The 24,985-nt window shown below is 63.6% G+C and carries 25 protein-coding genes and 3 pseudogenes; 10 read left to right on the top strand and 18 right to left on the bottom strand.

Annotated features, from left to right (window positions below; all coding sequences use genetic code 11):
- Positions 1 to 4 precede the first annotated feature (4 nt).
- The gene (locus DCN14_RS36455) at positions 5 to 1,318 is read right to left on the bottom strand and encodes a site-specific integrase (RefSeq protein WP_081062881.1); all 1,314 of its coding nucleotides are present in this window, start codon (positions 1,316 to 1,318) and stop codon (positions 5 to 7) included.
- A 407-nt stretch (positions 1,319 to 1,725) separates the two neighbouring features.
- Between DCN14_RS36455 and DCN14_RS36450 the strand changes: the two genes are divergently transcribed.
- The 3 genes from DCN14_RS36450 to DCN14_RS36440 are packed head-to-tail and all read left to right on the top strand — an operon-like array spanning position 1,726 to position 4,164.
- Complete coding sequence (locus tag DCN14_RS36450; RefSeq protein WP_111946431.1) at positions 1,726 to 2,214, top strand: transposase; 489 nt, start codon at positions 1,726 to 1,728, stop codon at positions 2,212 to 2,214.
- Positions 2,190 to 2,540, top strand: a complete 351-nt coding sequence (gene tnpB, locus DCN14_RS36445; RefSeq protein ID WP_027810102.1) for an IS66 family insertion sequence element accessory protein TnpB — start codon at positions 2,190 to 2,192, stop codon at positions 2,538 to 2,540. The genes DCN14_RS36450 and tnpB overlap by 25 nt, the downstream gene beginning before the upstream one ends.
- Before the next feature lie 31 nt (positions 2,541 to 2,571).
- On the top strand, positions 2,572 to 4,164 hold the full coding sequence (locus tag DCN14_RS36440; RefSeq protein WP_059888143.1) for an IS66 family transposase: 1,593 nt from the start codon (positions 2,572 to 2,574) through the stop codon (positions 4,162 to 4,164).
- Here DCN14_RS36440 and DCN14_RS39195 read toward each other — a convergent pair.
- From DCN14_RS39195 to merT, 12 genes and pseudogenes are all read right to left on the bottom strand, one after another.
- Positions 4,161 to 5,165, bottom strand: a pseudogene (locus DCN14_RS39195) (nucleotidyltransferase family protein). The gene DCN14_RS36440 and the pseudogene DCN14_RS39195 sit on opposite strands and share 4 nt — an antisense overlap.
- Positions 5,166 to 5,483: 318 nt before the next feature.
- Positions 5,484 to 6,368: pseudogene (locus DCN14_RS36425) on the bottom strand (LysR family transcriptional regulator); the annotation flags it as partial.
- Positions 6,369 to 6,551: 183 nt separating this feature from the next.
- Positions 6,552 to 7,421: a patatin-like phospholipase family protein gene (locus DCN14_RS36420; RefSeq protein ID WP_081062883.1), complete on the bottom strand. Its 870-nt coding sequence runs from the start codon at positions 7,419 to 7,421 to the stop codon at positions 6,552 to 6,554.
- Between the two features lie 14 nt (positions 7,422 to 7,435).
- Complete coding sequence (locus tag DCN14_RS36415) at positions 7,436 to 8,509, bottom strand: patatin-like phospholipase family protein (RefSeq protein WP_059888147.1); 1,074 nt, start codon at positions 8,507 to 8,509, stop codon at positions 7,436 to 7,438.
- An 18-nt stretch (positions 8,510 to 8,527) separates the two neighbouring features.
- Positions 8,528 to 8,746 carry a DUF3330 domain-containing protein gene (locus tag DCN14_RS36410; protein ID WP_115531502.1) on the bottom strand — a complete coding sequence of 73 codons (219 nt, stop codon included), beginning with the start codon at positions 8,744 to 8,746 and terminating at the stop codon, positions 8,528 to 8,530.
- Positions 8,747 to 8,831: 85 nt separating this feature from the next.
- Positions 8,832 to 9,065 (bottom strand): broad-spectrum mercury transporter MerE, encoded by a 234-nt coding sequence (merE, locus tag DCN14_RS36405; RefSeq protein ID WP_059888149.1) that lies wholly within the window; start codon positions 9,063 to 9,065, stop codon positions 8,832 to 8,834.
- Positions 9,058 to 9,429, bottom strand: a complete 372-nt coding sequence (gene merD, locus DCN14_RS36400; protein WP_059888151.1) for a mercuric resistance transcriptional repressor MerD — start codon at positions 9,427 to 9,429, stop codon at positions 9,058 to 9,060. The genes merE and merD overlap by 8 nt, the downstream gene beginning before the upstream one ends.
- Positions 9,426 to 10,067 carry an organomercurial lyase MerB gene (gene merB / locus DCN14_RS36395; protein WP_059888153.1) on the bottom strand — a complete coding sequence of 214 codons (642 nt, stop codon included), beginning with the start codon at positions 10,065 to 10,067 and terminating at the stop codon, positions 9,426 to 9,428. Before merB ends, merD begins: the two co-directional genes overlap by 4 nt.
- Positions 10,068 to 10,135: 68 nt before the next feature.
- Positions 10,136 to 11,815, bottom strand: a complete 1,680-nt coding sequence (gene merA, locus DCN14_RS36390) for a mercury(II) reductase (protein ID WP_059888155.1) — start codon at positions 11,813 to 11,815, stop codon at positions 10,136 to 10,138.
- Between the two features lie 39 nt (positions 11,816 to 11,854).
- Positions 11,855 to 12,280 carry an organomercurial transporter MerC gene (merC, locus tag DCN14_RS36385; protein ID WP_059888157.1) on the bottom strand — a complete coding sequence of 142 codons (426 nt, stop codon included), beginning with the start codon at positions 12,278 to 12,280 and terminating at the stop codon, positions 11,855 to 11,857.
- Between the two features lie 25 nt (positions 12,281 to 12,305).
- Positions 12,306 to 12,581, bottom strand: a complete 276-nt coding sequence (gene merP, locus DCN14_RS36380; RefSeq protein WP_059888158.1) for a mercury resistance system periplasmic binding protein MerP — start codon at positions 12,579 to 12,581, stop codon at positions 12,306 to 12,308.
- A gap of 12 nt (positions 12,582 to 12,593) precedes the next feature.
- Positions 12,594 to 12,959 (bottom strand): mercuric ion transporter MerT, encoded by a 366-nt coding sequence (gene merT / locus DCN14_RS36375; RefSeq protein WP_059888160.1) that lies wholly within the window; start codon positions 12,957 to 12,959, stop codon positions 12,594 to 12,596.
- Positions 12,960 to 13,030: 71 nt separating this feature from the next.
- On the opposite strand from merT, the gene merR reads away from it, so the two are divergent.
- Positions 13,031 to 13,450, top strand: a complete 420-nt coding sequence (gene merR, locus DCN14_RS36370; RefSeq protein WP_059888162.1) for an Hg(II)-responsive transcriptional regulator — start codon at positions 13,031 to 13,033, stop codon at positions 13,448 to 13,450.
- 282 nt (positions 13,451 to 13,732) lie between these two features.
- On the opposite strand, the gene DCN14_RS36365 is transcribed toward merR, so the two are convergent.
- From DCN14_RS36365 to DCN14_RS36355, 3 genes and pseudogenes are all read right to left on the bottom strand, one after another.
- Entirely contained in the window at positions 13,733 to 14,143 is a 411-nt protein-coding gene (locus tag DCN14_RS36365) for a DUF4148 domain-containing protein (protein WP_081062886.1), read from the bottom strand.
- A gap of 386 nt (positions 14,144 to 14,529) precedes the next feature.
- A complete protein-coding gene (gene merC, locus DCN14_RS36360; protein WP_059888164.1) occupies positions 14,530 to 14,952 on the bottom strand; it encodes an organomercurial transporter MerC in 423 nt (140 codons plus the stop codon).
- A gap of 28 nt (positions 14,953 to 14,980) precedes the next feature.
- Positions 14,981 to 15,151: pseudogene (locus tag DCN14_RS36355) on the bottom strand (cation transporter); the annotation flags it as partial.
- 340 nt (positions 15,152 to 15,491) lie between these two features.
- Here DCN14_RS36355 and DCN14_RS36350 point away from each other — a divergent pair.
- A complete protein-coding gene (locus tag DCN14_RS36350; protein ID WP_059888169.1) occupies positions 15,492 to 16,484 on the top strand; it encodes a DNA-binding protein in 993 nt (330 codons plus the stop codon).
- Here the strand turns inward: DCN14_RS36350 and DCN14_RS36345 are convergent.
- On the bottom strand, positions 16,445 to 17,503 hold the full coding sequence (locus tag DCN14_RS36345; protein WP_226146177.1) for a LysR family transcriptional regulator: 1,059 nt from the start codon (positions 17,501 to 17,503) through the stop codon (positions 16,445 to 16,447). The genes DCN14_RS36350 and DCN14_RS36345 overlap by 40 nt on opposite strands.
- A gap of 125 nt (positions 17,504 to 17,628) precedes the next feature.
- On the opposite strand from DCN14_RS36345, the gene DCN14_RS38265 reads away from it, so the two are divergent.
- From DCN14_RS38265 to DCN14_RS36325, 5 genes are all read left to right on the top strand, one after another.
- Positions 17,629 to 17,976: a hypothetical protein gene (locus tag DCN14_RS38265; RefSeq protein WP_143331728.1), complete on the top strand. Its 348-nt coding sequence runs from the start codon at positions 17,629 to 17,631 to the stop codon at positions 17,974 to 17,976.
- A complete protein-coding gene (locus DCN14_RS36340) occupies positions 17,976 to 18,518 on the top strand; it encodes a hypothetical protein (RefSeq protein WP_096508093.1) in 543 nt (180 codons plus the stop codon). The genes DCN14_RS38265 and DCN14_RS36340 overlap by 1 nt, the downstream gene beginning before the upstream one ends.
- Positions 18,519 to 18,592: 74 nt before the next feature.
- The gene (locus tag DCN14_RS36335; RefSeq protein ID WP_060121541.1) at positions 18,593 to 19,897 is read left to right on the top strand and encodes a gallate dioxygenase; all 1,305 of its coding nucleotides are present in this window, start codon (positions 18,593 to 18,595) and stop codon (positions 19,895 to 19,897) included.
- Between the two features lie 124 nt (positions 19,898 to 20,021).
- The gene (locus DCN14_RS36330; protein ID WP_060121550.1) at positions 20,022 to 21,371 is read left to right on the top strand and encodes an aromatic acid/H+ symport family MFS transporter; all 1,350 of its coding nucleotides are present in this window, start codon (positions 20,022 to 20,024) and stop codon (positions 21,369 to 21,371) included.
- A 73-nt stretch (positions 21,372 to 21,444) separates the two neighbouring features.
- Positions 21,445 to 21,804, top strand: a complete 360-nt coding sequence (locus tag DCN14_RS36325) for an amidohydrolase family protein (protein WP_240327532.1) — start codon at positions 21,445 to 21,447, stop codon at positions 21,802 to 21,804.
- Positions 21,805 to 21,922: 118 nt separating this feature from the next.
- Here the strand turns inward: DCN14_RS36325 and DCN14_RS36320 are convergent, their stop codons facing one another.
- Positions 21,923 to 24,859 carry a Tn3 family transposase gene (locus DCN14_RS36320; protein WP_059559649.1) on the bottom strand — a complete coding sequence of 979 codons (2,937 nt, stop codon included), beginning with the start codon at positions 24,857 to 24,859 and terminating at the stop codon, positions 21,923 to 21,925.
- Positions 24,860 to 24,985: the final 126 nt, after the last annotated feature.

Genomic DNA, 24,985 nt, shown 5'->3' with positions numbered 1-24,985 from the left:
GCCATCAGCGCCAATACCTATCTGCGACAGGATCGTGCAGCACCGCCTCAGCCATGCAGTTACACATCTCCGCAGTAAAGTGGATTTCGCCGAGCAGTTCCTCGATCGCCGCTTCCAGTTCGGCTCCGTGTGCAAACGGCATGGTGATCTCGTATCGCGTGCGCTGCCGGTTGACGCAACGCATCTCATATAGGGAATGACAGAAATCTTCGATCCAGCGGCGCGCCTTGGACATGCCTCGCACGAATTTGCTGTTGCGCTCGATGACCAAATGCAGGTTCAGGTGGGTGTGCGGCGTCGACGATGTCGTTACCTCGTCCGCCAACAACTGAGTTTTTGCGGGTTCGGTGATCGCGGGCTGCGTGGGTGCCGGTGGCGGCATCGTTGTAAGTGCCGACTCGATGCGATGTTGTGCGAACGGATCGGCCGCATCGATGTAACGCATTGCCGAACGCACATCTTTCCAGCCGACATATTCCATCAGCATTTTCAGGTCCCAACCGTTCGAGTTGGCCCAGGTCGCAAAGCCCCGCCGCAGTGAATGGCTGCTGTAGCTGTCGGGCGCCGGTAGCCCCGCCGCACGAAACAGGGTGCGCAGAAGTGGCACGAAGCTGCCGGCATGCAGACCTGCGTCGCTCACGTTCCCCCAGCGGTCGACGCTGCGAAAGACCGGGCCTTCGGTCAGGCTTGACGCGGCAATCCACGCCTCATATGCGGCTACCGGACAGAGACGAGAGAGCGCCGGGGCCTTGAATGTCGTGCCGAGTTGCGCGCGATCGCCCTTCGTGCGCGGCAGGAACAGCGTCATGCCTCGGGCCGGCTCGACGGCGATGTGCTCGATTCGCAGGCGGCTCAACTCGTCAGAGCGAAACCCCCGCCAGAAGCCAAGCAGCACCAGCGCCCGGTTGCGAAGGTGCGTCAAGCGCATGCGCGTATCACCGTGTTCCTCGGCTTCCCTGATCTGTCCGTCGAGCCAGGCCGCGAGGCGCTCGAGCTGCGCGAGTTGCAACGGTCGGGCACGCTTCTCGGTCACCGGATGCAGCGCCGCGATGCCCTTGATCACCTTGCGAACATGGGGCGTCTTGGTCGGGTCCGGAAAACCTTGCGTCTGGTGCCATTGCGCCAGCGCCGCAAGCCGGGCGCGCAGCGTGTTGACCGACAGTGACTGCGCGTGGTCCGCGAGGTACCGCGCGATCTCGTCGGCACTCGCCGGCAGAAAGCCACCCCATTCGACCTCAAAATGCCGGATCGCGGATTGATAGCTGCGCCGCGTGTTTTCGCGTGTGGCGGCCTCAATGTAGCGATCGACGGCGGACATGGGACGTGATGGCGTGCGTCAAGCGTGGGTGCATGCATGATACCGAAAGCGGCAGCGTTCTCGGATCGGGTCACCGTCGGCGGTATCCGCATGCATGCGTCATTGTGCCAGTGGCACTACCCATCCGAACAGCTACCGGAGCGCAACCGGTCGAACGACTCGGAGCCCGGTTTGCCTGAGGTGGCTGGCCCGGATCGAAGCCCGCCGGCGCATGAAATGCTCGCTTCCAGCGCGGTGAGCATCGGACAGGCATCGAGCGGAGCATCCGCGACCGCACAGGTGTCGATCATCGCATCCAGCGCGTGTGCCATGACTTGCAGCGTAAGCGATCGAATAACGACGCCCTTGTGTAGAAATCGCTGCACTCTGATGCTACGTGTCCACGTGGACAGCTGGCATCAGAGTGTATGAGTGAAAAACAAGACTTGCGTAGCCGACTGGTTGTTGGCCGAAAACGAGATGGCCGTCGAGAATACGACGATGCTGCCCGCGACGAGTTGGTGCAACTTTGTCTGCAGCCTGGTGTGTCGATAGCGCGAACGGCAATGGAGCACGATCTAAATCCAAATCTGCTGCGCAGCTGGGTCGCCCGCCATCAAAAGATACAGGCCCAGATCGAGCACGATCGGGTAGCTCGGTCGCCTGCAATTTCCGACGGCGTCACAATCGATATTCCCAATACATCACCAGCATTCGTGCCAATCGCGTCGATTTCCGCATTGCCGCCAGCACTCCCGCCTGATCCACCACCTTTGGAGAAATCGATGGCGCTCTCCTTGCATGTGCGCCTGTCCAATGGTGTCGAATTCGATCTTGGCGAGGCGGGCGTCGATGAACTGGCCACGGTGATCCAGATGCTGGGGAGGCTGCCTTGTTCCGGTTCGACGAAGGGCTGAAGGTCTACCTGCATCGCGACCCGGTCGACTTCCGAATGGGCATCAACGGACTGTCGATTCTGGTCGAACAGGCGATGCGTCTGAACCCGATGACCTCGGCGCTGTTCGTGTTCGGCAATCGCCGTCGTGATCGCATCAAGATCCTTGGCTGGGGTGGCAACGGCTTCTGGTTGCTGCTCAAACGACTCGAAGCCGACCGCTTCATCTGGCCGAACGGAGGAGACACAATCACGCTCAGCGCCGAACAGTTGCACTGGCTGCTCGACGGCATTGACCTGGCCGTGATCCAGAAGCATCCCCAGCGATATTACGCGCGGATGAGCTGAACACCACGCAGGTGGCATGGTCTAATCGGCCATGCCGAATAGACCCGTCATGTTGAGCGCGGAGGAGTACGAAGCGCTGATTGCCGCGAGCGCCGAACGCGATGCGCTGCGTGGTGAGCTTCGACTCGTGACGGCCCAGCGCGATCTGGCCGAAGAGAAGCTGCGGGCCTACAAGCACGAACTGTTCGGCGCCTCTAGCGAGGCGCGCCATGCCGACCAACTCGGCTTGTTCAACGAAGCTGAAGCATTGGCCACCACTACCAATGCGCCCGCGCGCGAGGACGCGCCCGGCACGTCTGTCGCCGCCCACACGCGAGGCAAGCGCGGACGCAAACCACTCGATCCGAACTTGCCGCGCGAGGTCGTGCGGCACGAACTACCCGAGTCTGAACGATTCTGCGCGCACGACGGCTATGCCCTCGTGGAGATCGGCGTCGAGACGAGCGAACAGCTTGACGTGATCCCCGAGCAGGTCCGCGTCGTTCAGCACCAGCGTGTCAAGTACGCGTGCCCGTGCTGTGATCTCGGCATCAAGGTCACGCCGGCGCCAGCGCGTATCATCCCGCGCGGGTTGCTCACGGAATCCGCGCTAGCGTGGATCATCACTGGCAAGTACCAGTATGGTATGCCACTGTATCGCCAAACCTCGCTGCTGCGTCGCTTCGGCGGCGACATCTCGTCGAACACGCTGGCCGCCAGCGTGGTGCGGGTGGGACTGGCCACGCAGCCGGTGATCAACCTGATGCGCGACGCGCTGCTCGAATCGGACCTGATCTACGGCGACGAGACAACGTTCCAAGTGCTGAAGGAGCCAGGACGCAGGCCGCAGGCGAAGAGTTACCTGTGGGCGCAGGTCAACGGCTCGGGGCCGCCAGTACGGATGTTCTCGTACTCGCCGGGGCGCGGCGCCCAGCACGCGCAGAAGCTCTATGCTGGCGTGCACCCTGGCACCGTGCTGATGACTGATGGGTACGAGCTCTACAACGGAATCGCCCACGATCACCAGCTCGTGCATCTCGGATGCTGGGCACACGTGCGCCGCGGCTTCATCAAGGCCGAGGAGTCGGTGCCGAAGGCTGCACGCTCGCCGGATCTGCTGGCCACGCGCTTCGTCGTGCTGATCGGCAAGCTGTTCGCGGCCGAGGCGCGCAGCGCGAAGTGGAAACCCGAATGTCGGCGGCGACTGCGTGCGCGATACAGCACCCGCGTGCTCGGCATCATCGAGCGCATGCTGGTCGAGCATCTACCGGGCGTCGTGCCGTCGAGTCTGCTCGGCAAGGCATTGCAGTATCTAAGCGGACAGTGGCCCAAACTGGTTCGCTACGTCGAAAACGGTACCTGGCCGATCTCGAACAACCTGTGCGAGAACGCGATCCGACCGTTCGTCGTCGGACGCAAGGGCTGGCTGTTCTCCGATACGGTAGCCGGCGCACAGGCCAGCGCCAATCTCTACTCACTGGTCGAGACCTGCAAGGCGAATGGCATCGACCCATACCGCTATCTCGTCTGGCTGTTTGCTAATCTGCCGCACGCTTCAACCGCTGACAGCTACGCGGCCCTGCTGCCTTGGGCGTCACCATACAATAACCAACCGACTGGCGAGCCACCGAGTACGAGCCCTTAGCAGTGAACGATGGTCACGCGAGGCCAGCGATTGCGATACTGCTTCTCTTGTACCCGCTGCCGATACGTCGCGACACTGACTCGCTCGGGATTCCGACGAACCACCATGGCGAACAAATCATCCAGCCCATACGGTGCAAGAACCTTGATCGTGTCATCAGGAAGTAGAGTCTACCCGACTGCGGTTGCATACTCTGGCCACGACGCGACGGCGGCCTCCAGCGACTTCAATGGTGGCACGGCGTAACCAAAAGCCGCCTCGAACCAGGTATGAACGGCGGCTTGATTGGTGACCTCCCATGGCAATTGGGGGTGCATCCTGCTTAGATGAGACTGAAACGTTGCGTCGCGCTCTGCAGAAAGATCAGCGCCATCAAAGTACGCAACATCGACGTCACGCAATGCTGACGATGTCTCCAATCCATGCAAAGAGTCCCAGACGAGGTTCCGTACGGCACCAGCACCAATGCACCAGGAGGGTAGATTCAGGGACCGGACTGCAACCAGTGCAGGCCAAAACCATGAAGACTCTCGCGCAAGGGCAACGAGGTGTGCTTCGAAATCAGTTGATGGCATGGGCGAAGAGTCCGCTGGGTAGAGGCGACGATCTGCCGCTGAGCAAACTCGCCGCTCACGGCAAGTCGATCTTAACCGAGTGTGACGCAGATGGAGGAGAGAGGCGTCCTTTACCGACCGCTTACCTTGCAGCGAACGAATTTTCTGTTCCAGTTGCAGCTTTTTCTCGAACGCATAGCGACGGATATCCTGGCAATGGGAATCAGTCCGGCTCGTGAGTGCGAGCAATTCCCGGATATCCCAGAGCGATAACCCGCAGTGCTGGGCATGCTTGATGAAATGCAAGCGGCGCACCGCCTGGTCGTCGTAAAAACGGTAACCGTTCCCGCTTCTCCCGACAGGCGCCAACAGCCCCTCTTTCTCATAGTAGCGAACCGTGTCGATGCTCACGTGAGCCTGCGCGGCGACTTTGCCGATGGTCAGCATGGTGGTTCTCCCGTCTCAGGGCGGCGCACACTGCTAAGCTGGGGTGTCAGCTTCACGATCAGCCTCCGCGGCCCAGTGAGCATCGATCTTTTCGGTCCGGTCCGTCGGTCGCAGGTGGTCGTCAGTGCCCCCGCACCCTGCAAGCGTCTCCGCGAAGGAGTGGGACAGCTCACCGTCCGCCCGCCAGCTCGTGAGGCGAGGCCAGGACGGCGGGCCGGCCTCCGGGCGAGCGTGACTGCCGAGCGGATCTCGCGGCGGGGTTGCTTGTGCCTGCATAGCAGCGACACGTAAAGCGGGATATGCGCCCGCTGGCTGCAACGCGAATTGCTCAATCAGGTGATCGATGAACGTGCGCACTTTTGCCGGCAGGTAATGCCGACTCGGATAGGCGATGTGCACGTCCACACACGGCAGTTGGTACTCGGGCAGCAGACTGACAAGTCGTCCGCTCGCGATGTCGCGTTCGATCAGATAGCTCGGCAGGATTGCGATGCCGTGGCCGAGTAGCGCCAGTTGTCGCAGCATCTCGGCGTTGTTCGCGAACGCCACATTGGTCGGACGCACCCGAACCGCTTCGCCGCCCGGGGCGGTGAAGATGTATGCGTCTCCGCCCTGATCGGCCGGCAGCGACAGACACTGATGCTCGAGCAGCTGTTCCGGCCGCTGCGGCACACCATGCCGTTCGAGGTAACCGGGTGTCGCACACACGGCGATGCATCCGCTCGTCAATCGCCGCATCACGACACTGGCACTGCGCACGCGCTCCGCGATCACGATCCCGACGTCGAAGCCTTCTTCGACCATATTGACCTCGCGGTCGACCAGGGTCACATTGGGCACGACCCTCGGATAGCGCTGTGCGTAGGCATGCAGCGCAGGCGCGAGGTTATTCAGGCCGAACACGACCGGGGCGACGATCCGCAACGTGCCGACGGGCTCGTGGTTGCGGGCAACGAGGCTGTGCTCCAGCTCGTCGAGATCGTCGAGAATCTGCGTTGCCCGCTCCAGGTACACCTGGCCGGACTCGGTCAGCGACAGCGAGCGAGTGGTGCGGTTCAGAAGCCGCGCGCCAAGGCTTCGTTCAAGCTCGGCGATATGCCGGGTCACGACGGAATTCCCCATCTCCAGCGCTATGGCGGCCTTGCAGAAACTGCCAAGCTCCGCGACCTTAATGAAGACGCGCATCGACTGTAAACGATCCATGGATCACTCCCGCGTCAATCGACGTTGGTGGTTGCACTGCGCATGTGAGTGCTGCCGCGCAAGAGGGAGCGCCGTTCATCGCGGCCGGTGCCCCGCTCGCGCTGAATCTCCTCACTCTGCCTTGATGCTAGACCCTGGTGCTAACTCCAGAGTCAAGCAGAACTGGCGTGGCATCCCGATTCCTCACGATGACGCGCTTCGGTCGGTCAAAGGAAGCTGTTCAAGAGCACGGCGTGTCTGGCGGTAAGCGACCTCGATCAGCTCCACGCTGTGCCGGAAATCCAGCAGGTCGATCTCGTCGGTGAGCTGCGGACGCACCACGAAGACCTCGAGTCGGCCGTGAAAATGTTCGCGTTCGGCGGCGTATTTTCCGGCGAGCGCAATCGAAAAGCTGCGCATCAGAATATCCGCCCAGCCGCGCGGCGGTCGCGGACAACGCTGCGCACAGGCGCACTCGATCAGATAGACGGCTCGGGCGCCGAGTGCTTCGGCTTTCGCGAATGGCACATCGTTCGCGAGGCCGCCATCGACGTGCGGCCGACCGCCTAGTTCGACGGGGGGAAAGATGCCGGGCAGGCTCATCGAGGCGATCAGGGGCTCAATCAGATCCCCCTGTCCGGACCAGTAGCACGCGGAACCCGACTGCAGATCGGTGGTGACGATCGTGAGCGGGATCGCGAGCTGCTCGAATCGCGTGGCCGGCAAGGTTCGGCGCAGCATGGCCCGTAGCGGGTCGAGCCCGAGCAGGCCCGCGCTGCGGCCCCCATGGCGCAGCCAGTCCCAGTTCAGGGACACGGCCTGACGCAACCGGAACTCGCGCCACAGTTCGATAAGCCGGGGTGCCGCGATGCCGCCGGCGATATACGCGCCGTTCAGCGCCCCGATCGAGCTGCCGAGCACCATGTCTGCGCGCACGCCGCATTCAGTCAAGGCCTGGTAGAACCCCACCTCCATGGCGCCCCGGCTGCCCCCGCCGCACAGCAGCAAGGCCTTGCGCCCCGGACCAATACCGGCTAACGGTGGTTCCGTTGCGAGCCCTGCGTGCATTGTCATGGGACGCCTCAATTTCAGTCGATCGAGTCCGAAGGTGCTGGCCGTTCACGCGACGAGCTGGCGCGAGCCGCCACCGGCCGCCAGGCCGATAGTTCAAGTGTGGTCCTGCACCCCAGGTCGGCGAAGTGCTCTGTGAGCCAGCGCCCGGCGGCTTCCCGGCCGGAATCGCGCAGCCGGGCAAGGAACGCCGGGTGCGTGTCGAGCTTGGTGCGACTGCCAAGGTCTCTGAACACCTCCTCGGCGGCTATGCGATGAAAATACACGCACCGATATCTCGGGTCCTTCACCACGCCGGCCGCGATCAGCCGCGTGATGCCCGCGATCGCGCGGATCTCTCGCATCAGGCTGGCGTTGAAGCTGATTTCGTTGACTCGGCTTGCGATCTCCTGCGCGGTGCGCGGCACCGCGTCGCGCCGGAACGGATCGACCTGTACCAGCACGATATCGGCAAAGTCCGTACAGCCGTCAACGAGCGGCTCGAGCACCGGGTTCCCCAGAAAGCCGCCATCCCAGTAGTACTCGCCGTCGACCGCGACAGCCGGATAGATCTGCGGCAGGCAGGCCGAAGCCAGCAGCACCTCGACGGAGAGCTCCGCGCCGGTGAAGAGACGCAGGTTGTTGGTCCGCACGTTGGTGGCCGAGACGTACAACCGGATCTTCTGACAGCGCCTGACACACGCGAAGTCGATCGTCTGGGACAGCACCTCCCGGAGCGGATTGAAGTTGAACGGGTTGAGCTGATAGGGCGAGAACGCCTGGCTGATCCAGTCCCACCACTGCGCGACGGGTGACCAGTCCGGTCCCAGCGGATTCAGGGGCCCCGATCGATAAGGGCTGAAGGTGCCGGCCCTGGCCATCGCGGTCCAGAACCGGGAGAGCGCCTCCCTTGCGCCCGGGGCCCCGCCTTTTTCAAAGCCGTCGGCCAGGACGGCGGCGTTCATCGCGCCCGCGCTGGTGCCGCTAATGCTTTCGATGACGAGCCGCTCGTCTTCGAGCAGGCGGTCGAGCACGCCCCAGGTGAAGGCCCCGTGGGACCCGCCCCCCTGCAGGGCGAGCGCAATTTTTTTCATGGATCGATGGCGCACCATCCGTCCTCTCCCGCGGCGCTATGCTTTGGACACGCCGCCACTACCCACAGCGTCGCGCCCATTTCCGGACAGGAGCCGGGGGCGGTCATGTGCGGCGCGTTCGGTGAACCGGCGATAACAGTCCAGTCCGCAGAAATGCATGACGTAGTCGGCTCCCTCCGGCGTGAATGCCGCATCGAGCGGGATCTCCCTGCAACAGACGCCGCAATCAACGGTGCTTGCGTTGCCAGTCTTCATGATCGAATCCCTCCTTCGCCCGCGTCGCCTGAGGCAGGCCACCGAGCGCCCGATTGACAGGCCAGTGGTCCAGGGCCGCAACCGCCTATGGAAGCTGGCGTGCCCGCCCCAGCGCGTTCAGCAGCGCGAAGACAAACAGCGCGAGCAGTACGAGCAGGGCAATGCCTTCGTGTTCGGTGACAAACGCCCCGACCATCGTCCCGGACAGCAGCGCGATGAGAATGGGCAGGTGGCACGGGCAGGTCAGGACGGCCAACGTTCCCCACATCCAGGTACGCCAGCGTGGGCGAGGCGATGCAGTTGGATCAGGACTACGCATGATGGCTCTCCAGTTCGGTCGCGGATCGCGCGGCGCGGATCATCCCGGCAAGTTGCTGGTCGAGTGCCTCCAGGCCTGCACGCCGCGCGACAATCAACGACCGCAGGTGCGCCAGGGATTCGACGGCGGCGTCGCTCCCTGTGTCGAGTTCGCGACACAGCCGGATCAGGTCATTCAGGCCGATGCCGGCCTCGAATGCCGCGCGCACAAAACGCAGGCGCGTCAACGACTGGGCGTCATAGAGGCCGTACCCGCTCGCAGTGCGCTGTGCAGGGCGGAGCAGCCCGCGCAACACATAGTCGCGCACGACATGGATGCTGACGCCAGCCTCGCTGGCGAGATGGGAGATGGTGTAGGCATTCATGATGATTCGACTCCCGCATGCCCGAGCAGCTGGTTCCCGACCGCCCGCCCGAATTGAAAGGCTTCGTCGACGCTCATGAGCAGCTCGGCTTCTCCGGTCTGCGAGATCCACCGCTCGCCTGCCGGACGAGAGGCGAAGAAATGCACACAGCAGCAGAACGCCTGGCGAATGCTGGCCGTGGTGTGCGGACGCCGCAGTGAGATGACCGCACCCGGCGGCTCGATTCCCGTGACGCGCTCGGGGGTCACGACGAGGGACACCGGCCTGCCGGTTGCCGGGCAACTCGACGCCACGCGAGCGCGCTTGCCGATCATCGCCGGGAACATCAGGGCGTCCAGCGCGCACCACACGTACAGCCGGTGGCCATCGACCTCGAACGTGTGCGGTGTCTCGCGAAGCGTGATGCCGTAGCCGGCTATATGGCCCCGATCGTCGTACTCGATATCGGGCATCCCGTCGAGCATCGCATTCACGCGCCCCGCCGACCAGCCGAGCGCGGTGGACAGGGTCTGCCGCGATACCGCCGTCCCTTTCGCGAGTTCACGAAGCAGCACAACAAAAAGCTGGGCAAACCCCTCCCGGCGATTGACCATCGCGAGTCCGTCGACAATCTCCGAGACGTAATTGGCGGTGTTCATCCTTTCGCACCTCGCATACTTTGAATGTCACTGCTTCGATAATCGGCGTGGGCCTCGTCGCGGGCGGGTCATCCTGCGCAACAGGACAGTTGCGTCACGTCCTTCGAGAAGGTCTGCGCCGCGAGCTTCAGTCCCTCGACCATCGTCAGGTACGGGAACAGCTGGTCGGCCAGCGTCTGGACCGTCATCCCCGCCCGGATCGCGATCGCCGCCGTCTGGATCAGCTCGCCCGCTTCCGGCGCCACGGCCTGTACGCCCAGAAGCCGATGGCTGCCTTCCTCGACCACCAGCTTAATGAAGCCACGCGTGTCGAAGTTGGCCAGCGCGCGCGGCACGTTGTCGAGGGTGAGCATGCGGCTGTCGGTCTCGATCCCGTCGTGGTGGGCTTCCGCTTCGCTGTAGCCGACGGTCGCGACCTGCGGGTCGGTGAACACCACGGAGGGCATCGCGCTCAGATCGAGCGCAGCATCGCCGCCGGTCATATTGATGGCCGCCCGGGTGCCGGCCGCCGCCGCGACATACACGAACTGCGGCTGATCGGTGCAGTCACCCGCGGCGTAGATGTGCGGCACGCTGGTGCGCATGCCCTGGTCGATCACGATGGCGCCTTGCGCATTCACCGCCACGCCCGCGGCGTCCAGGCCCAGACTGCGTGTGTTGGGCGTGCGGCCAGTCGCGACCAGCAGTTGGTCGGCGCGCAGCTCACCGTGCTCGGTGGTGAGCACGAATTCGTCGTTCTCGTGCGCGACGCGACTGGCCTGCGTGTGCTCGCGCACGTCGATGCCCTCAGCACGGAACGCGGCGGTGAGCGCCTCGCCGATCGCCGGGTCTTCGCGGAAGAACAGCGTGCTGCGCGCGAGGATCGTCACCTCGCTGCCGAGACGCGCGAAGGCCTGTGCCAGTTCCACCGCCACCACCGACGAGCCGATCACGGCCAGGCGCTTGGGTAGCGTCGCGCTCGCCAGCGCTTCGGTCGAGGTCCAGTACGGGGTGTCTTTCAGGCCCGGGATCGGTGGGATGGCGGGACTGGCGCCGGTCGCAATCAGGCAGCGGTCGAACACCACTTCCTGCTCGTCGCCTTTGTTCAGCCGCACGACCAGATGCCGGTTGTCCTTGAAGCGGGCTTCGCCGTGCAGTACCGTGATCGACGGGTTGCCGGCCAGGATGCTCTCGTACTTGGCGTGCCGCAGTTCGTCGACGCGCGCCTGCTGCTGCGCCAGCAGCCGGTCGCGCAGGATCGCCGGCGACGTCGGCGTGATGCCCTCATCGAAGGGGCTGGCCTGCCGCAGGTGTGCGATGTGCGCGGCGCGAATCATGATCTTCGACGGCACGCAGCCGACATTGACGCAGGTGCCACCGATCGTGCCGCGCTCGACGAGCGTCACGCGCGCGCCTTGCTCGACCGCCTTCAACGCGGCGGCCATGGCAGCGCCACCACTGCCGATCACGGCGACGTGCAGCGGCAGTTCGCTCCCCTCGCGCTGCGCGCCGGCACCGAACCAGCCCCGCGCCTTGTCGAGCAATCCAGCCGGCGGCGTCGACGTGCCGGCCGGACGGGCGCCGTAGCCAACCCGCGCCACGGCGGTGGTCAGTGCTTCAACCGTCACGTGCGGGTCACTTTCCACCTCGGCCTGTGCCTTCGGATAAGACACGCTCGCCGCGCGCACGCCCGGCTCCCGCTCCAGGGCGTCCTTGACGTGCATCGCGCATGAGTCACAGGTCATGCCGGTAATCTTCAACTGAATCATGCAAAAGCTCCTTTGTCGTTGCGCCAACGCGTGGGGTGGTCAACCGTGTTTGGGTGGAAGTTCGCAGCCATCGGGGCCGCACCGGCGAGTTGCTGGGGCGCGGAGATCCCAGATCGACATGCCGACCATAAATACCAGGCCAACGTAGAGCAGCGGCGCGGTCGGCAGGCCATAGAACCGCATCAATACCGCGGCGGACAACACCAGCAACGGCCCGATCACGCCCAGTGCCGTACGGTGCCATTGGCGGTGACTGAACCAGCCCAGCCCGTTGGCGAGCAGCGCCAGCGCCGCGAACAGCGGGATCAGCGTGGTGATGAAAAGTCCCTCCCATCGGGCGAGGAAACCGAGTCCGATCGCCGCCCCCAGGCTGGCGAGGGCGGGAAAGCACGCGGCACAGCCCATTGCAGAGGCGATACTGCCGAGTACTCCCGCCTTGTCGGCGATGCGTGTAATCAGTCCCATGATGTCGCTCCCGAGTGTATGGCCGCTACTGCTTGACGCTGGACGGATAACCGGCGTTCTTCGTCGCGTTGATGAGCGCAGCGACGTTGGTCCTGGCATCGTCATACGTCACCTGGATATCCGTCTCGCCGATCACGGCGATGTCCTTGACGCCATCGACGCGCTTAAGCGCAGCCCGAACGGTGACGGGGCAGGATGCGCAGGTCATGCCGGGCACCGAGAGCGCCACGGTCTTCATGGCGGCCCAGGCCGGGGCGCTGAGGGTAGCTGCGAGGGCAGCCAGGACAACGAATCGCTTCATGACAATCTCCTTTTAATAAAACAGCGGCATGACGTAAGGGAAGCCGAGCGCGATCAGCATCAGGGCAGCGACGACCCAGAAAATGAGCTTGTAGATGGCGCGCACCTGCGGTACCGCGCACACCTCGCCGGGCTGGCAGGCGTGTGCCGGACGGAAGATGCGGCGTCCGGCAAATAACAGTGCGACGAGCGCCACGCCGAGGAAGACGGGGCGATACGGTTCCAGTGCGGTTAGGTTGCCGATCCAGGCACCGCTGACCCCCAGTGCCACGAGCACCAGCGGCCCCAGACAGCAAGTCGAGGCGAGAATGGCGGCGAGGCCACCGGCCGCGAGCGCACCACGACTGGTCTTCAGTTCGTTTCCGGGTTCCCCCTGCATCGGCGTCTCCTTTCAGATGATTGGACGATGATGTAACCTTAGTTCCGTAGTCCAGTACGGAGTCAAGGAGTATGTTCAGCGATCCGCAAAGCCTGACCATTGGGGCCGTTGCCAGGGCGGCCAACGTCAATGTGGAAACGATCCGGTTTTATCAGCGCAAGGGGCTGCTGCCCGAGCCGGACAAGCCCTACGGTGGCATTCGCCGCTATGGCCCGGCCGACGTGGCGCGGGTGCGTTTTGTCAAATCGGCCCAGCGGCTCGGCTTTACGCTGGATGAGGTTGCCGACCTGCTCCGGCTCGAGGACGGCACGCACTGTCATGACGCAAGCAGCCTCGCTGAACACAAGCTCAGCGATATCCGGGCGCGGCTCGCGGACCTCGCGCGGATGGAATCCGTGTTATCTCAGTTGGTGTGCGCCTGTCATGCGAGCAAAGGCACGATTTCCTGCCCGCTGATCGCGTCGCTTCAACATCAGTCGTCGCAAGCCTGAGTAAGGTAGAGTCGATCGAACCCGAGGCCGCTTCCACCTGTCCCGGCAGGTAGTCGGCCGATGCGTGCTGTAATCACAGCGTGCCGGCACGACGGGCACCCGTCGGCGGGGCGAGGCCGATCTCATGCGGGACCGGCTCGCCGCCACATCAGGCGCCGCGACAGACCCGACGCGCGGCTGGCAACATGGGCCGCGTGCTCAATGCGACGCAGGCAAATGCTCATTGCGGCCATGTCGGCTGACCGCCGGCATAGCCGAATGACGTGCACACGTTGTCGATGGTCAATGGCCTCGGTAGAGACCGCACTTTGGATCCATCGAGCATGGCATTGCGCCATGCTGCCACGTGCCTCGAGCATCCGCCGGCGAGCCGGCCTCGGATTTTTCCGCGGCTTTGCCGCCGTAGGATTCATCCGTTACAGCCGCCGTTCCCGCCTTCGCCGCCCCGGTGGCCTCCCGTTCCCGTTGCGCGAGCGCCTCATGCCGTTGCTGAACGATACGCTCGGCAGCCCGAATATCGGCCGGGTAATAGGGATCATTAGCGCGCCCCGGCTGGTAGCCGGCCTGCTCCAGCTCGATGAGTTCAGCGCGCACTTGCGCGCGTGTCACGGGGCCGCTCGATTGTTGCGCGAATGTCATGGCCGGGACGGCCAGGAGCGATGCCGCGACTGCTGCATGGATCAGCGATTTCATGATGATGATCTCCACGACTTTGCGCTGCCGGCGTCAAACACAGCGCCAGAAGCTGAGACTCGGCCACGCGAGGTGTTGGCAGTCGGCGCCGTACTCCGATGAGTTCAATCGCGCCCTGGTGGCTGATTCCAGCTTATGTCCGGAGCAATGTACGGTTTCAAGACTAATCTTGCGGCTGCATCGGATAATGCCGAGCGATACAAGCCCGCCGGCGCAGCGATGGCGTACGGTCTGGCTCTCGCCACCGTTTCCCGATAATCCCGCGGACTCCTTACGATTGCCGTGTCGCCTGGCCACGAAGTGCGCAGGTATCCGCAGGCGCTCGACCCGCGGCGCAAGATTGCGACTGCCCCATCCCGACCGATTCGGTTCACGATCGCGTGCCGTTAGCCACGGCTGTTCGGTGGCAGTTCGCAACCGTCCGGCCCGCAGCGGCGACGAGCGGGCGACATGAAATCCCAGATTGACATGCCAACCATCAACGCAAGACCGGCATAGAGCAGCACCTCACCGCGCCAGCCATAAGTCAGATACACCGCGGACAACACCAGCAGTGGCCCGATGACCCCGAGTGCCGTGCGACGCCATTGGCGGTGACTGAACCAGCCCAAGGCATTGGCCAGCAACGCCAGCCCAGCGAACAGCGGTAACAAAAGGGTTATAAACACGCCCTCGAACTGGCTTAGAAAACCCAGCCCGACCGCCGCCCCGAGGCTGGCGATTGCGGGGAAGCACGACGCGCAGCTCATCGCGGAGACGATGCTACCCAGGATCCCCGTGTTGTCTGCAAGGCGAGTGAACAGTCTCATGATGTCTCTCCCCGGATTAGTCCGCTGACTACAGCTTGAGGCTCGACGAATAGCCCGCCTCCGCGGTCGCTCGAGTCAGTTTCTCGACGCTGGTTTTCGCCTCGTCAAACGTGACGACGGCCTCGCGTTTCTCGAAAGCGACGTCGACCCTGGCCACGCCGTCAACCTTGGCGAGCGCCGCTTTGACGGTGACGGGGCACACAGCGCGGATCATGCTGCCGAATGGCGATGATTAACGTTACTTCCGTAGTCCGGTACAGAGTCAAGCGGCACATCCCGACGCGCGGCACCAGCGCGGCTATAGGGGGCGCCACATCGCGTGCCGGGAGATGCATTCCATCTGGCCACTCGCCTGAAATCGGGTGGCCAAACCGCTTTTCGTACCGTTTCCGGCTGACCGAGGCAATTTTCGGGGCTTCACACTGGATAACCCATCTTTATCGCATATAAAAAATTCCAATTTCACACCATCCTTGACCGGCAGTCTTGGTACATATATACATGGTATGTAATACAGTACGATATTCGAAGGAGGCCCCATGGCTCGCGCCGGCCTGACCCGTGTGGACATCAAGCGTGCGCGCGATTCGCTGATCGCGCAGGGTATGCACGCGTCGATCGATGCGATACGTATCGCGCTTGGCAATACCGGTTCGAAAACCACCATCCACCGCTACCTGAAAGAGCTGGAGGAAGAAGAAGGCGCGTCGCTGACGCGCGCGGCGTCGCTGTCCGACGCCATCCAGGATCTCGTCGCCCGCCTCGCGGCCCGCCTACACGAGGAAGCGCAGGTGCGCGTCGATCAGCAGGCGGCCGCCGCAGCCGCCCAGCGCCAGCAGGCCCACGCCGAGATCGCTAAGCTCACTGGCGAGCTCGCCGCGCTGCAGGCGCAACTGGCCAACGCGACCGCCGCGCTCTCGAGCGAACAGGATGCGCACGCCGATACGCGCTTGGCGGCGCAGCAACGTGCGATCGACATCGAGCGACTCTCGCAGCAGGTGCATGATCAGACCGTGCGGTTGGCCGAGCACGAAAGCTTCCGCCAGTCACTCGAGGAGAAGCTGAAGCACGCGCACGACGCGCTGGAACACTACCGGAGCGCCAGTCGCGAGCAGCGCGAACAGGAAGCGCGCCGGCACGAGACGCAGGTCCAGCAGCTGCAGGCCGAACTGCGCCAGGCCAACCAGACAGCAATCGTGAAGCAGAACGAAATTACCCAACTGAACAAGGACAACGCGCGGCTGGTCGCCGAGTCCGGCGCGGCGAGTAAAAGTCTGCGAGAAGCGCGGGCACACGGTGAGCAGATACGGGAGGCGCTCGACCGGATGCGTGCCGATCACGTCCGTCTCGAGACCGAACGCGATGCCCTACGCGCGACGGTCAGCGCGCAGTCGGGGGAACTGGAAAGCGCACGTGCGTCGCTCGGCGTAGCGACGGCGGAGCGGACAAAGCTGGCGGCGCAGGTCGACGCCCAGATGTTGCTGCTGGCTGACTACCGGGTGCGGTTAGGTCTGGGCGGCGCTGCGGGCTGAAGCGCCAGATTTTGCATCCGGAGGACACAGTTTCGCGAAATCGGCCTCTTGCTAAGCCTATGATTTTGCGTGGAATTTCGAACGAAACCGCCAGATTTTGCACGAAAAGGACGATTACCCCATTGCGCACCGGCGAGGCTCGCGAGCCGGAGGTCGCGCGCGCCAGCGAGCGGGTGATCGTGCCGCGCGAGCACGACGAGGTTCTCGGACATCAACCGCTCGCTCTCGAGGTCGCTCGCCGGATCGCTCGCGCGCAACGCACCGAGGATGAAGTCGATGTCGCCCGCGCGCACGCCGGCGACGAGCGCCTCGTATGCGCTTTCGTCGGTGATCACGCGCACCTTGGGAAATCGCGTGACGACACGCGCCACCGCTTCGGGCAGGATCAGCGTGCGGCCGAGCGGCAGCGCACCGACGGTCACGACACCCTGGATGCTGCCGTGCAGCGCGGCGACGTCGTCGGCGACGTGCCGCAATTCGTTCAGCGCGCGCCGCACATGAAGCAGAAACGCCTCACCGTCGGTCGTGAGCAGCAGGCCGCGCGGATGCCGATGGAACAGCGCGAAACCCGCGCCGTTTTCGAGAATCCGGATCGCGCTGCTGACGGCCGGCTGCGTGACGCCGAGCGCGCGCGCGGCGCTGGGCATATGCCGATGCCGCGCAAGCGTCGAGAACAGCTGGAGCCGCCGCGTGTTGAGCAGATACGCGGGCAGGCCGCCTTCGGCCGATGCGCGGCGGCTCGACTGGCGCAGCGCACACCAGCTCGCGAGCGCGCCGAGTTCGGCGAACACGCGCTCACCGCGTTTCAGCACCGCGCGCCCGACCGGCGTCGCGAGCATGCCCGATGGCTTGCGATCGAACAGCGATTCGCCGAGGGACGTTTCGAGTTCCTGCACCGCGCGCGTGACCGCCGATTGTGCGCGAAACAGCGTTGCGGCGGCGCGGCTTACGCTGCCGGTTTCGGCAACGCGCTGCACCGCATACAGGCAGGCGAGGTTCGGGAGTTCGGTGTTGTCCATGGGTCGGTCGGGCGGTGTGCGCCGCGGCGGCGATCGCGCATGACTTGCGTGCATCCGCGCGGGCTGCGCCAGCATCGAAGCGCGTTGACCGACTTTACCGGAACGGCGGCGGCAGAACTTGCATCATGCTTATTCAGATATCTGTTTTATTTATCGATCGCGAATCGACGGGCAACGGGTCCCGATCAGCAACCCAGCGCCTCTCCATCCGCGAGCGCCATGCCCGGCGGGCGTTCCAGGTATCGGCGGCGCTGTTCGCATGCTGGCTGAAAGCGTGTCGGACATGCCGTTTCGCGGCGATTAAAGGGTTTACCCTGACTGTTTCGCCCCGCTACCGAATGAGTAATTTCTGTTCCGGCGACTGCAAGCGCGCGGTTGCCGGCGCATCGGGCCGCCATCTGATTCATTGTTCGTCCGATCACAAAGGGGTCGCGCGAAGCGCGGCGCCCGCATTCATGAACGAGGCAGCCTAATGGGACAGCAGCACATCATCGGAGCGCGCGGAACGACGCAAGCAGCGCAGGACAGCACGACGTTTGCCGACACGGTACGCGCGGGGATTCGCGGCGGCCTCGCGGGGGCCGTGCTGATCTGGGTCTACGAGGCGCTCGTCTGGGTCGGTGCGCAGCACCTGATGCCGCTCGCCGGCATTCCGCGCAACGCGACGGGGCTCGTGTTCGGCAAGGCCGCGCAGGATGCGCTGGGCATCGGCGCGTACTTCATCGGCACCGCGATCCACTTCGCGTTCGCGCTGTCGTGGGGCATCGTGTTCGCGGCGATCTGGCCATGGTTTCGCCGGCGCGGCTTCGAGGCGACGTTCGTCGCGCTGTTCTTTGCGATCGTCGCGTGGATCGTGATGCACGCGCTGATCATGATCGCGTCGAGCAATCACCCGAACTATTTCGATCCGAACGTCATCATCGGCGGGTTCATGTCGCATTTCGTCTTCGCCGTGCCGCTCGCGCTGGTCGTCAAGCGCAGCCTCGCGCCGCAGCCGAACGGCCGCGTGGCGTAAGCGGACGCGCACGCATTCATCAGTAGCGGACGGCGAAACCGGACCGCATTCGAGCATCACGAAGGAGCATTGGCATGGCACGGATCATCGGAGGCATCGCCGCCTCCCACACGCCCACGATCGGGTTCGCGTTCGACAAGAACAAGCAGCACGACCCTGTCTGGGCACCGATCTTCGAAAATTTCGCGCCGCTGAGCGCGTGGCTCGCCGAAAAACGCCCCGACGTGCTGCTGTTCATCTACAACGATCACGTGACGTCGTTCTTCTTCGATCACTATTCGGCGTTCGCGCTCGGCGTCGGGCCACAGTGGCATCCGGCGGACGAAGGCGGTGGCGCGCGAGACCTGCCTCCGATCGCCGGTCACCCGATGCTGGCCGCGCATATCGGCCAGTCGCTGGTGGCCGACGAGTTCGACATGTCGTTCTTCCAGAACAAGCCGCTCGACCACGGCTGTTTCTCGCCGCTGTCGGTGCTGTGCCCGCATCGTCCCGACTGGCCGGTGCAGCTCGTGCCGCTGCAAATGGGCGTGCTGCAGTTGCCGGTGCCGTCCGCGCGCCGCTTCTATCGGCTCGGGCAGGCACTGAGGCGCGCCATCGAGAGCTATCCGGAGGACCTGCGCGTTGCGATCGTCGCGACCGGCGGGCTGTCGCACCAGGTGCACGGCGAGCGTTCCGGCTTCAACAATCCCGAATGGGATGCGCGCTTTCTCGATCTGCTCCAGGACGACCCGGAGCGCTTGGCCGGGATGCCGCTCGGCGAATATGCGACGCTCGGCGGCTTCGAAGGCGCCGAGGTCGTGATGTGGCTCACGATGCGCGGTGCATTGCCGGCCGGCGTCGTGTGCCGCCACCGCAGCTACTACCTGCCGTCGATGACGGGCATTGCAACGGCTGTCTACGAGCCGGCCGACACCGACGTTGATGGGGCGGCGGCCGAACGCCATCGACAACGGATGGCGGCGGAGCTTGTCGGCGTCGAGCAACTGCAGGGCACCTACCCGTTCACGATCGATCGCGCGGTCCGCGCGTACCGGATCAACGACTATCTGCACCGGATGATCGAGCCCGCGCATCGCGCGCAGTTCCTGAGCGACCCCGACGCGAGTTTCGAAGCTGCGGGCCTCGACACGGCGGAGCGCGACCTGATCCGCCGACGCGACTGGCTCGGCCTGCTGCGCTACGGCGTGATCTTCTTCCTGCTGGAGAAGCTCGGTGCGGTGACGGGCGTATCGAACCTGCATATCTACGCGGCGATGCGCGGCGAATCGCTGGAGGCGTTCCAGCGCACGCGCAACGCGCCGGGCGCGCTGTATTCGGTGGCCGGCAAGAGCGCCGGGCCCATGGGCTGGGACGACGCGGACAAGCCGCACAACTCCTGACGCATGACGAAGGCGCGCGGGATCACGGCGCCTTCGTGGTCGGAAATTCGGCATCGCATCGGGCTATATAAATAGGACGACGAATCGATCAACCGATCGTCGACAAGGAGGCAGGAGAGTCATGATGGACAGTGGAAAGACAATCGACATCAAGGCATTCATCGACGAGAGGCCGGTGTCGCGCTACCAGTGGCTGCTGGTTGTGCTGTGCTGCCTCGTCGTGATGGCCGACGGGATGGACGTCGCGATCATGGGGTTCGTTGCGCCGTCGGTGATTCGCGACTGGGCGATCTCGCGGCCTGAATTCGGCCTCGTGATGAGCGCGGCGCCGATCGGTCTCGTGATCGGAGCGCTGCTGGCCGGCCCGAGCGCCGACCGGTTCGGGCGCAAGCGCGCGCTGATCGCGTCGGTGTTCCTGTTCGGCGTGTTCACGATCTTGACTGCGCACGCGCACTCGCCGTTCGAGATGGCGATGCTTCGGCTGCTGACCGGCATCGGTCTGGGCGCGGCGATGCCGAACACGACGACGTTGTTGTCGGAGTATGCACCGCAGCGGATGCGCGCGCTGATGATCACCGTGATGTTTACCGGCTTCAACCTCGGCTCGGCGCTGATCGGCTTCGTCGCCGGCTGGCTGATTCCGCTGCACGGCTGGTGCTCCGTGCTGCTGTTCGGCGGCGCGCTGCCGCTGCTGCTGATACCGCTTCAGCTTTGGCTGCTGCCCGAATCGGCGCGGCTGCTGGCCGTGCGCGGCGCGCCGTCGCAACGCATCGGCGCGTTGCTGAACCGCGTGTGCGGCGAGCAATTCAGCGGCAACGAGACGTTCGTGTCGAACGAGCCGCCGCTGCCGACGCGCAAGCCGATCGGCGTACTGTTCTCGCAAGGCTATGGCCGCGTCACGCTGTCATTGTGGATCACCTACTTCATGGGCTTGCTGGTGATCTACCTGCTGTCCGGCTGGCTGCCGACGCTGATCAAGGACGCGGGCCTGTCCGTCAGCACGGCCGCGAACGTGACCGCGATGTTCCAGATAGGCGGCACGATCGGCGCGATCGGCGTGGGCTGGCTGATGGACCGCGTGCGGCCGGCGCCGGTGATCGGCGCCGCGTATCTCGGCGGCGGGCTGTGCGTGGCCGTGCTCGCGTGGGCTGGCGCGCTGTCGTCGTCGCTCGCGCTGCTGGTGTTCGCGGCCGGCTTCTGCATGAGCGGCGCGCAGACGGGGCTGAACGCCTATGCGCCGGGACGCTATCCGACAGTTGCGCGCGCAACCGGTGTGAGCTGGATGCTCGGGATGGGCCGTTTCGGCAGCATCTTTGGCTCGGCAATCGGCGGCGCGCTGCTCGGCTTCGGCTGGAAGTTCGACGCGATCCTGTCGATGCTCGCGGTGCCGGCCACGCTGGCCGCGATCGCGATCATGACGACGCAGCACACGGCCACGCCCGAACCGCGGGAACTCGAAAACCCGGCGCACTGACGCACGTTGCGCACCGCCGTCCGGCGCGGTCGTCGGCAGGGTGCCGGACACATCATCAAACGCAGGAGCATCAATGATCATCGACATTCATGGTCACTACACCACCGCGCCGAAGGCGCTGGAAGCGTGGCGCAATCGCCAGGTCGCGGCGCTCGGCAGTCCGTCCGAACAGCCGAAGGTCGCCGAGCTCAACATCGGCGACGACGAACTGCACGAATCGATCGAGCACAACCAGCTGCGGCTGATGCGCGAGCGCGGCCTCGACCTGACGATCTTCAGCCCGCGCGCGAGCTTCATGGCACATCACATCGGCGATTTCCAGGTATCGAGCACATGGGCAGCCGTATGCAGGGGTGCCTTTGATTTCTATGCGCTTTTCCGGTTAGACGCCTTTAAGCCTGGCAAGGCTTTGCCTTGTGTCCCCAAAAAATGATTCCAACAAAACAATGGGTTAGTGTCTACCCTTCGCTAACGAAGCAGAGGGCATCTCCAGACGTGACCGCGTTGAAGATGAGCGGTCCCTCGACCGGCGGCGCCAGTACACCCCGTCGTTAGGCGCTCCGACTGGTTGACGGAATGGGGTTGTCGGCCGCGATGCTCGGTAAGATCCGCTTTGCGTACAGTGACACGGGAAAATTGAAGGTACCGCGCAAGTTGATGCCCTCGATATGAGTGGGGGCGATTCGCCGGAGTTGCTCGGTCGCTATCGGTTGCCCTCGGCTAGCTTCGATGTTCTCCAGGGCTCGTTGCATGTGGGTGGTGTTCCAAGCCATCAAGATGTTCGAGAGCAGGGTCAACGCCGATGACACTGCCGCGAGAGATTCTTGGCGCCGAGCTAGCTCCACCGGAATGCGACCGATGTGAATTGCGCGTTGCACGGTATGCACCGCTTCTCCCCGATTCAGGGCATGTTGCAACTCCGACCGGAAAGAGGCATTGGTGAAGTAGTCGATCAAAAAGATACTTCTGAATAAGCGGCCGATCTGAACGCCGCCATCGTACACAGCCTGCCCTCGAGCAGCTGATCCGAATCTGGCAATCGCTTCGACAGCCGTGCATTGACCAGAGCGAATCGATGCGGCGATCCTCACGAAGTCGTCCCACACGTCAACGATGAGACCGAGTCGGACGTCCCGATCCGTGACCCCTGCGAGCCGCGCCGGTATCGCCTGACTGCGAGGCACGTGTAGACGTCTGTCACGAAGGTGTGACAGGCGAGGGCATAAATCAAAGCCAAGTGCCCGGGACACTCCCATCGCGAAATCGGTGTAGCCGTGGGTATCGACAGCGAGCTGAGCGATGTCCTTGGTAGCGTTTTGCCGGACGACGCCCTCGATTGCTGCACCTGCCTGCCGCTCATTCAGGACGATGGGTTGGTCGTAGAAAATGCCCCAACGATCCAGCACATGCGTGTACATCCCGATGGATGCAGTCCGGCGACGTGGATCCGCACGCGCTCGCCAAATCGTCCGGGTTGTCTCCAGCGACATCATGTCGGACGATGCTAGATCAGCTCGCCCCCAGTGGGCGGCGATCGGGTGTTCGTGCATGAATTCAAGGACGGCGTCGGCCGCTGTACGCAGCATTCGTTCGTCCGCGAGACGCTTCATCATTTGGCGAATCGCCTCAGTTGACACTTCCGGGACCATCCGAGAAATATCAGCAGCCGTCAGCGATGTGCCGTGAGCCAGGATCGCCGAATACACCATCAGTAACTCGGTGCGCGACCGCGGCTCGCGTCCAAGCAGGGTCCAACTGAAGCGTGTCGCACTATCGATCTCGAGGATGATCTCGGGAAATTGGCCTGGCGGATGAGCTTCGAAGATCTGACGGCGAAGTTGATCGGCTTGTGCGTCTGGATCCTGCGCAGCCATCGGGTCGAGGTGGACAGCAGTATCAACACGGATCGAACCATTGACCACGGCATCATCGAGTAGTGCGAGGCGCTGTTCGAGCTGTTCAAGGATTGGTCCGAGAAATTCGTTCGGGTCTTGGGGCAGGCCGAGGTGTCCGTAGTGATTGTTACGCTTTGCCTTCCACTGCTCGGCCGAGATCAGCATATGCAGCTGACTTCTGAACGAGAAGCTGTGGTCGATGAAAACTGAGCCGTTGCGGAGGGCGACACGGAGCGCAAAGAGGGTGGCCCACTCGAAGGCAACCATGGCCCGAAGCCGATCGTAGCCATCAATCGCCTCGCGCCACGCGCGCCCAAGCCTGATATTGACCCCGTCGGGTAGAAGAAAAGCGCGACGTCGATACAGCCCACGTAATAGTGAGAGTGCATCGACTACAGGATGAGCAGCCTCGGACTCGAACGGCAGCTGCACGATCCGATTCAAAAGGTTACGGGCGTAGTACCGCTTTCGGACCAGACACTGCCGGATCTGGCTCCGACGGCTGGTGGGATGCGGTCGCAAAACATCATCTGCAAGCAGACAAAGCTTCTCACCGAGCTGTTCGCGCGAGAGGGTTTCATCATTGGCGAGTGCTTTGACGGCAAGCGCGAACTCGCGGAGTTGATCCGCGGCCTTCATCCGCATCGCATCCACTTCGCGCGACGTGTCGTTGACAACCTTCAGTACCCATCTCCGGAGCATCTCGAGTACCTGATCAGTCGCGATACAGAGGGAATACCGCATGAAACAGGCGGCTTCGATTCGTCGGCTTTGGGGTTCGATTCGCTTGCTGATCGATGGTGGGCGACTTGCGCAACGGCGGGCGTAGTGGCGCACCATGGCATCGTTGCATTCAATCGGCCAACGCGTTGCCACCTCGTACATCGTGAGCAAATTGACTTTGTCGAGGATCTCGCTCATCTGATGGGTCGAGTTGCGCAGCGGAACGGCCCACAGCCATCGCTGGAGACTTGAATGTTCTCCATGGGGCTGAGCCAGAACTCGCGCCCAACTCTCGAGTTTTTCCATACCAACAGCCTGCTCGAGCGCGCCGTGCAGTTGCCCCTCAATGTCGCGTACAGCCTGGACGACAAACTGCCTGAGCATGCGCTCCGGTGGTATAACGATGCGATGCTCGTAGAACCAACGTTTGAGATCGTTCGTCAACTGGCCGCGCTCTGGGCGGCCGGTGAGTTGCTCTTTGAGCCAACGGATCACATACCGACGTTGATGTTCCGCGATGGCGCGAAAATTGATGGCGTCCCGAGCAAAGCGCTGGTGGTCAGATAAGGTCTTGAGGTTGCCATCGTAAAGTGAACGTAGCGTGCCGAGGTCTGGCGGCTTCACGTTCAGCTGTCGGCCAAGATGTCGCCAAAGAACAGTGGGGATCTGCTTGTACGAGCCAAGCGGCCGGCCGGTCATACGCAGAAAGCCGATGTGCAATGCGACCGCGAGCCGAAAAAGGTCCGTGCGTCGTGAATCAATGGCGACGCGCTCCCGCTTGGAGAACGTGAAGAATGTGGCGAGCTCGAATTCGCTCAGTTCGCGCGGCACCTGCCGGATTCCGAGATAAGCCAATCGCCAGTGATCCATCAGCGGCTCCGCATCGATGATGAGAGCGGCCCAGCGTAGCGAGGTAAAAATTGAAGTGCTACAGGGAAAGTCGGGATGGCAGCTGTAGCCGTCGATCGCCTAAGGATGGTGTCAGAACGACAACGA

This window comes from Burkholderia sp. IDO3, assembly GCF_003366075.1.
Taxonomy (GTDB): domain Bacteria; phylum Pseudomonadota; class Gammaproteobacteria; order Burkholderiales; family Burkholderiaceae; genus Burkholderia; species Burkholderia anthina.
This window is presented reverse-complemented; position numbering and strand designations above follow the sequence as displayed.

What these genes read in the sequence shown, in the direction of transcription:
- DCN14_RS36455 (WP_081062881.1), bottom strand. Translation starts at nt 1,318, where the DNA reads ATGTCCGCCGTCGATCGCTACATTGAGGCCGCCACACGCGAAAACACG.
- DCN14_RS36450 (WP_111946431.1), top strand. Translation starts at nt 1,726, where the DNA reads ATGAGTGAAAAACAAGACTTGCGTAGCCGACTGGTTGTTGGCCGAAAA.
- DCN14_RS36440 (WP_059888143.1), top strand. Translation starts at nt 2,572, where the DNA reads ATGCCGAATAGACCCGTCATGTTGAGCGCGGAGGAGTACGAAGCGCTG.
- DCN14_RS36420 (WP_081062883.1), bottom strand. Translation starts at nt 7,421, where the DNA reads ATGACAATGCACGCAGGGCTCGCAACGGAACCACCGTTAGCCGGTATT.
- DCN14_RS36415 (WP_059888147.1), bottom strand. Translation starts at nt 8,509, where the DNA reads ATGGTGCGCCATCGATCCATGAAAAAAATTGCGCTCGCCCTGCAGGGG.
- DCN14_RS36410 (WP_115531502.1), bottom strand. Translation starts at nt 8,746, where the DNA reads ATGAAGACTGGCAACGCAAGCACCGTTGATTGCGGCGTCTGTTGCAGG.
- merE (WP_059888149.1), bottom strand. Translation starts at nt 9,065, where the DNA reads ATGCGTAGTCCTGATCCAACTGCATCGCCTCGCCCACGCTGGCGTACC.
- merD (WP_059888151.1), bottom strand. Translation starts at nt 9,429, where the DNA reads ATGAATGCCTACACCATCTCCCATCTCGCCAGCGAGGCTGGCGTCAGC.
- merB (WP_059888153.1), bottom strand. Translation starts at nt 10,067, where the DNA reads ATGAACACCGCCAATTACGTCTCGGAGATTGTCGACGGACTCGCGATG.
- merA (WP_059888155.1), bottom strand. Translation starts at nt 11,815, where the DNA reads ATGATTCAGTTGAAGATTACCGGCATGACCTGTGACTCATGCGCGATG.
- merC (WP_059888157.1), bottom strand. Translation starts at nt 12,280, where the DNA reads ATGGGACTGATTACACGCATCGCCGACAAGGCGGGAGTACTCGGCAGT.
- merP (WP_059888158.1), bottom strand. Translation starts at nt 12,581, where the DNA reads ATGAAGCGATTCGTTGTCCTGGCTGCCCTCGCAGCTACCCTCAGCGCC.
- merT (WP_059888160.1), bottom strand. Translation starts at nt 12,959, where the DNA reads ATGCAGGGGGAACCCGGAAACGAACTGAAGACCAGTCGTGGTGCGCTC.
- merR (WP_059888162.1), top strand. Translation starts at nt 13,031, where the DNA reads ATGTTCAGCGATCCGCAAAGCCTGACCATTGGGGCCGTTGCCAGGGCG.
- DCN14_RS36365 (WP_081062886.1), bottom strand. Translation starts at nt 14,143, where the DNA reads ATGAAATCGCTGATCCATGCAGCAGTCGCGGCATCGCTCCTGGCCGTC.
- merC (WP_059888164.1), bottom strand. Translation starts at nt 14,952, where the DNA reads ATGAGACTGTTCACTCGCCTTGCAGACAACACGGGGATCCTGGGTAGC.
- DCN14_RS36350 (WP_059888169.1), top strand. Translation starts at nt 15,492, where the DNA reads ATGGCTCGCGCCGGCCTGACCCGTGTGGACATCAAGCGTGCGCGCGAT.
- DCN14_RS36345 (WP_226146177.1), bottom strand. Translation starts at nt 17,503, where the DNA reads ATGGACAACACCGAACTCCCGAACCTCGCCTGCCTGTATGCGGTGCAG.
- DCN14_RS38265 (WP_143331728.1), top strand. Translation starts at nt 17,629, where the DNA reads ATGCTTATTCAGATATCTGTTTTATTTATCGATCGCGAATCGACGGGC.
- DCN14_RS36340 (WP_096508093.1), top strand. Translation starts at nt 17,976, where the DNA reads ATGGGACAGCAGCACATCATCGGAGCGCGCGGAACGACGCAAGCAGCG.
- DCN14_RS36335 (WP_060121541.1), top strand. Translation starts at nt 18,593, where the DNA reads ATGGCACGGATCATCGGAGGCATCGCCGCCTCCCACACGCCCACGATC.
- DCN14_RS36330 (WP_060121550.1), top strand. Translation starts at nt 20,022, where the DNA reads ATGGACAGTGGAAAGACAATCGACATCAAGGCATTCATCGACGAGAGG.
- DCN14_RS36325 (WP_240327532.1), top strand. Translation starts at nt 21,445, where the DNA reads ATGATCATCGACATTCATGGTCACTACACCACCGCGCCGAAGGCGCTG.
- DCN14_RS36320 (WP_059559649.1), bottom strand. Translation starts at nt 24,859, where the DNA reads ATGGATCACTGGCGATTGGCTTATCTCGGAATCCGGCAGGTGCCGCGC.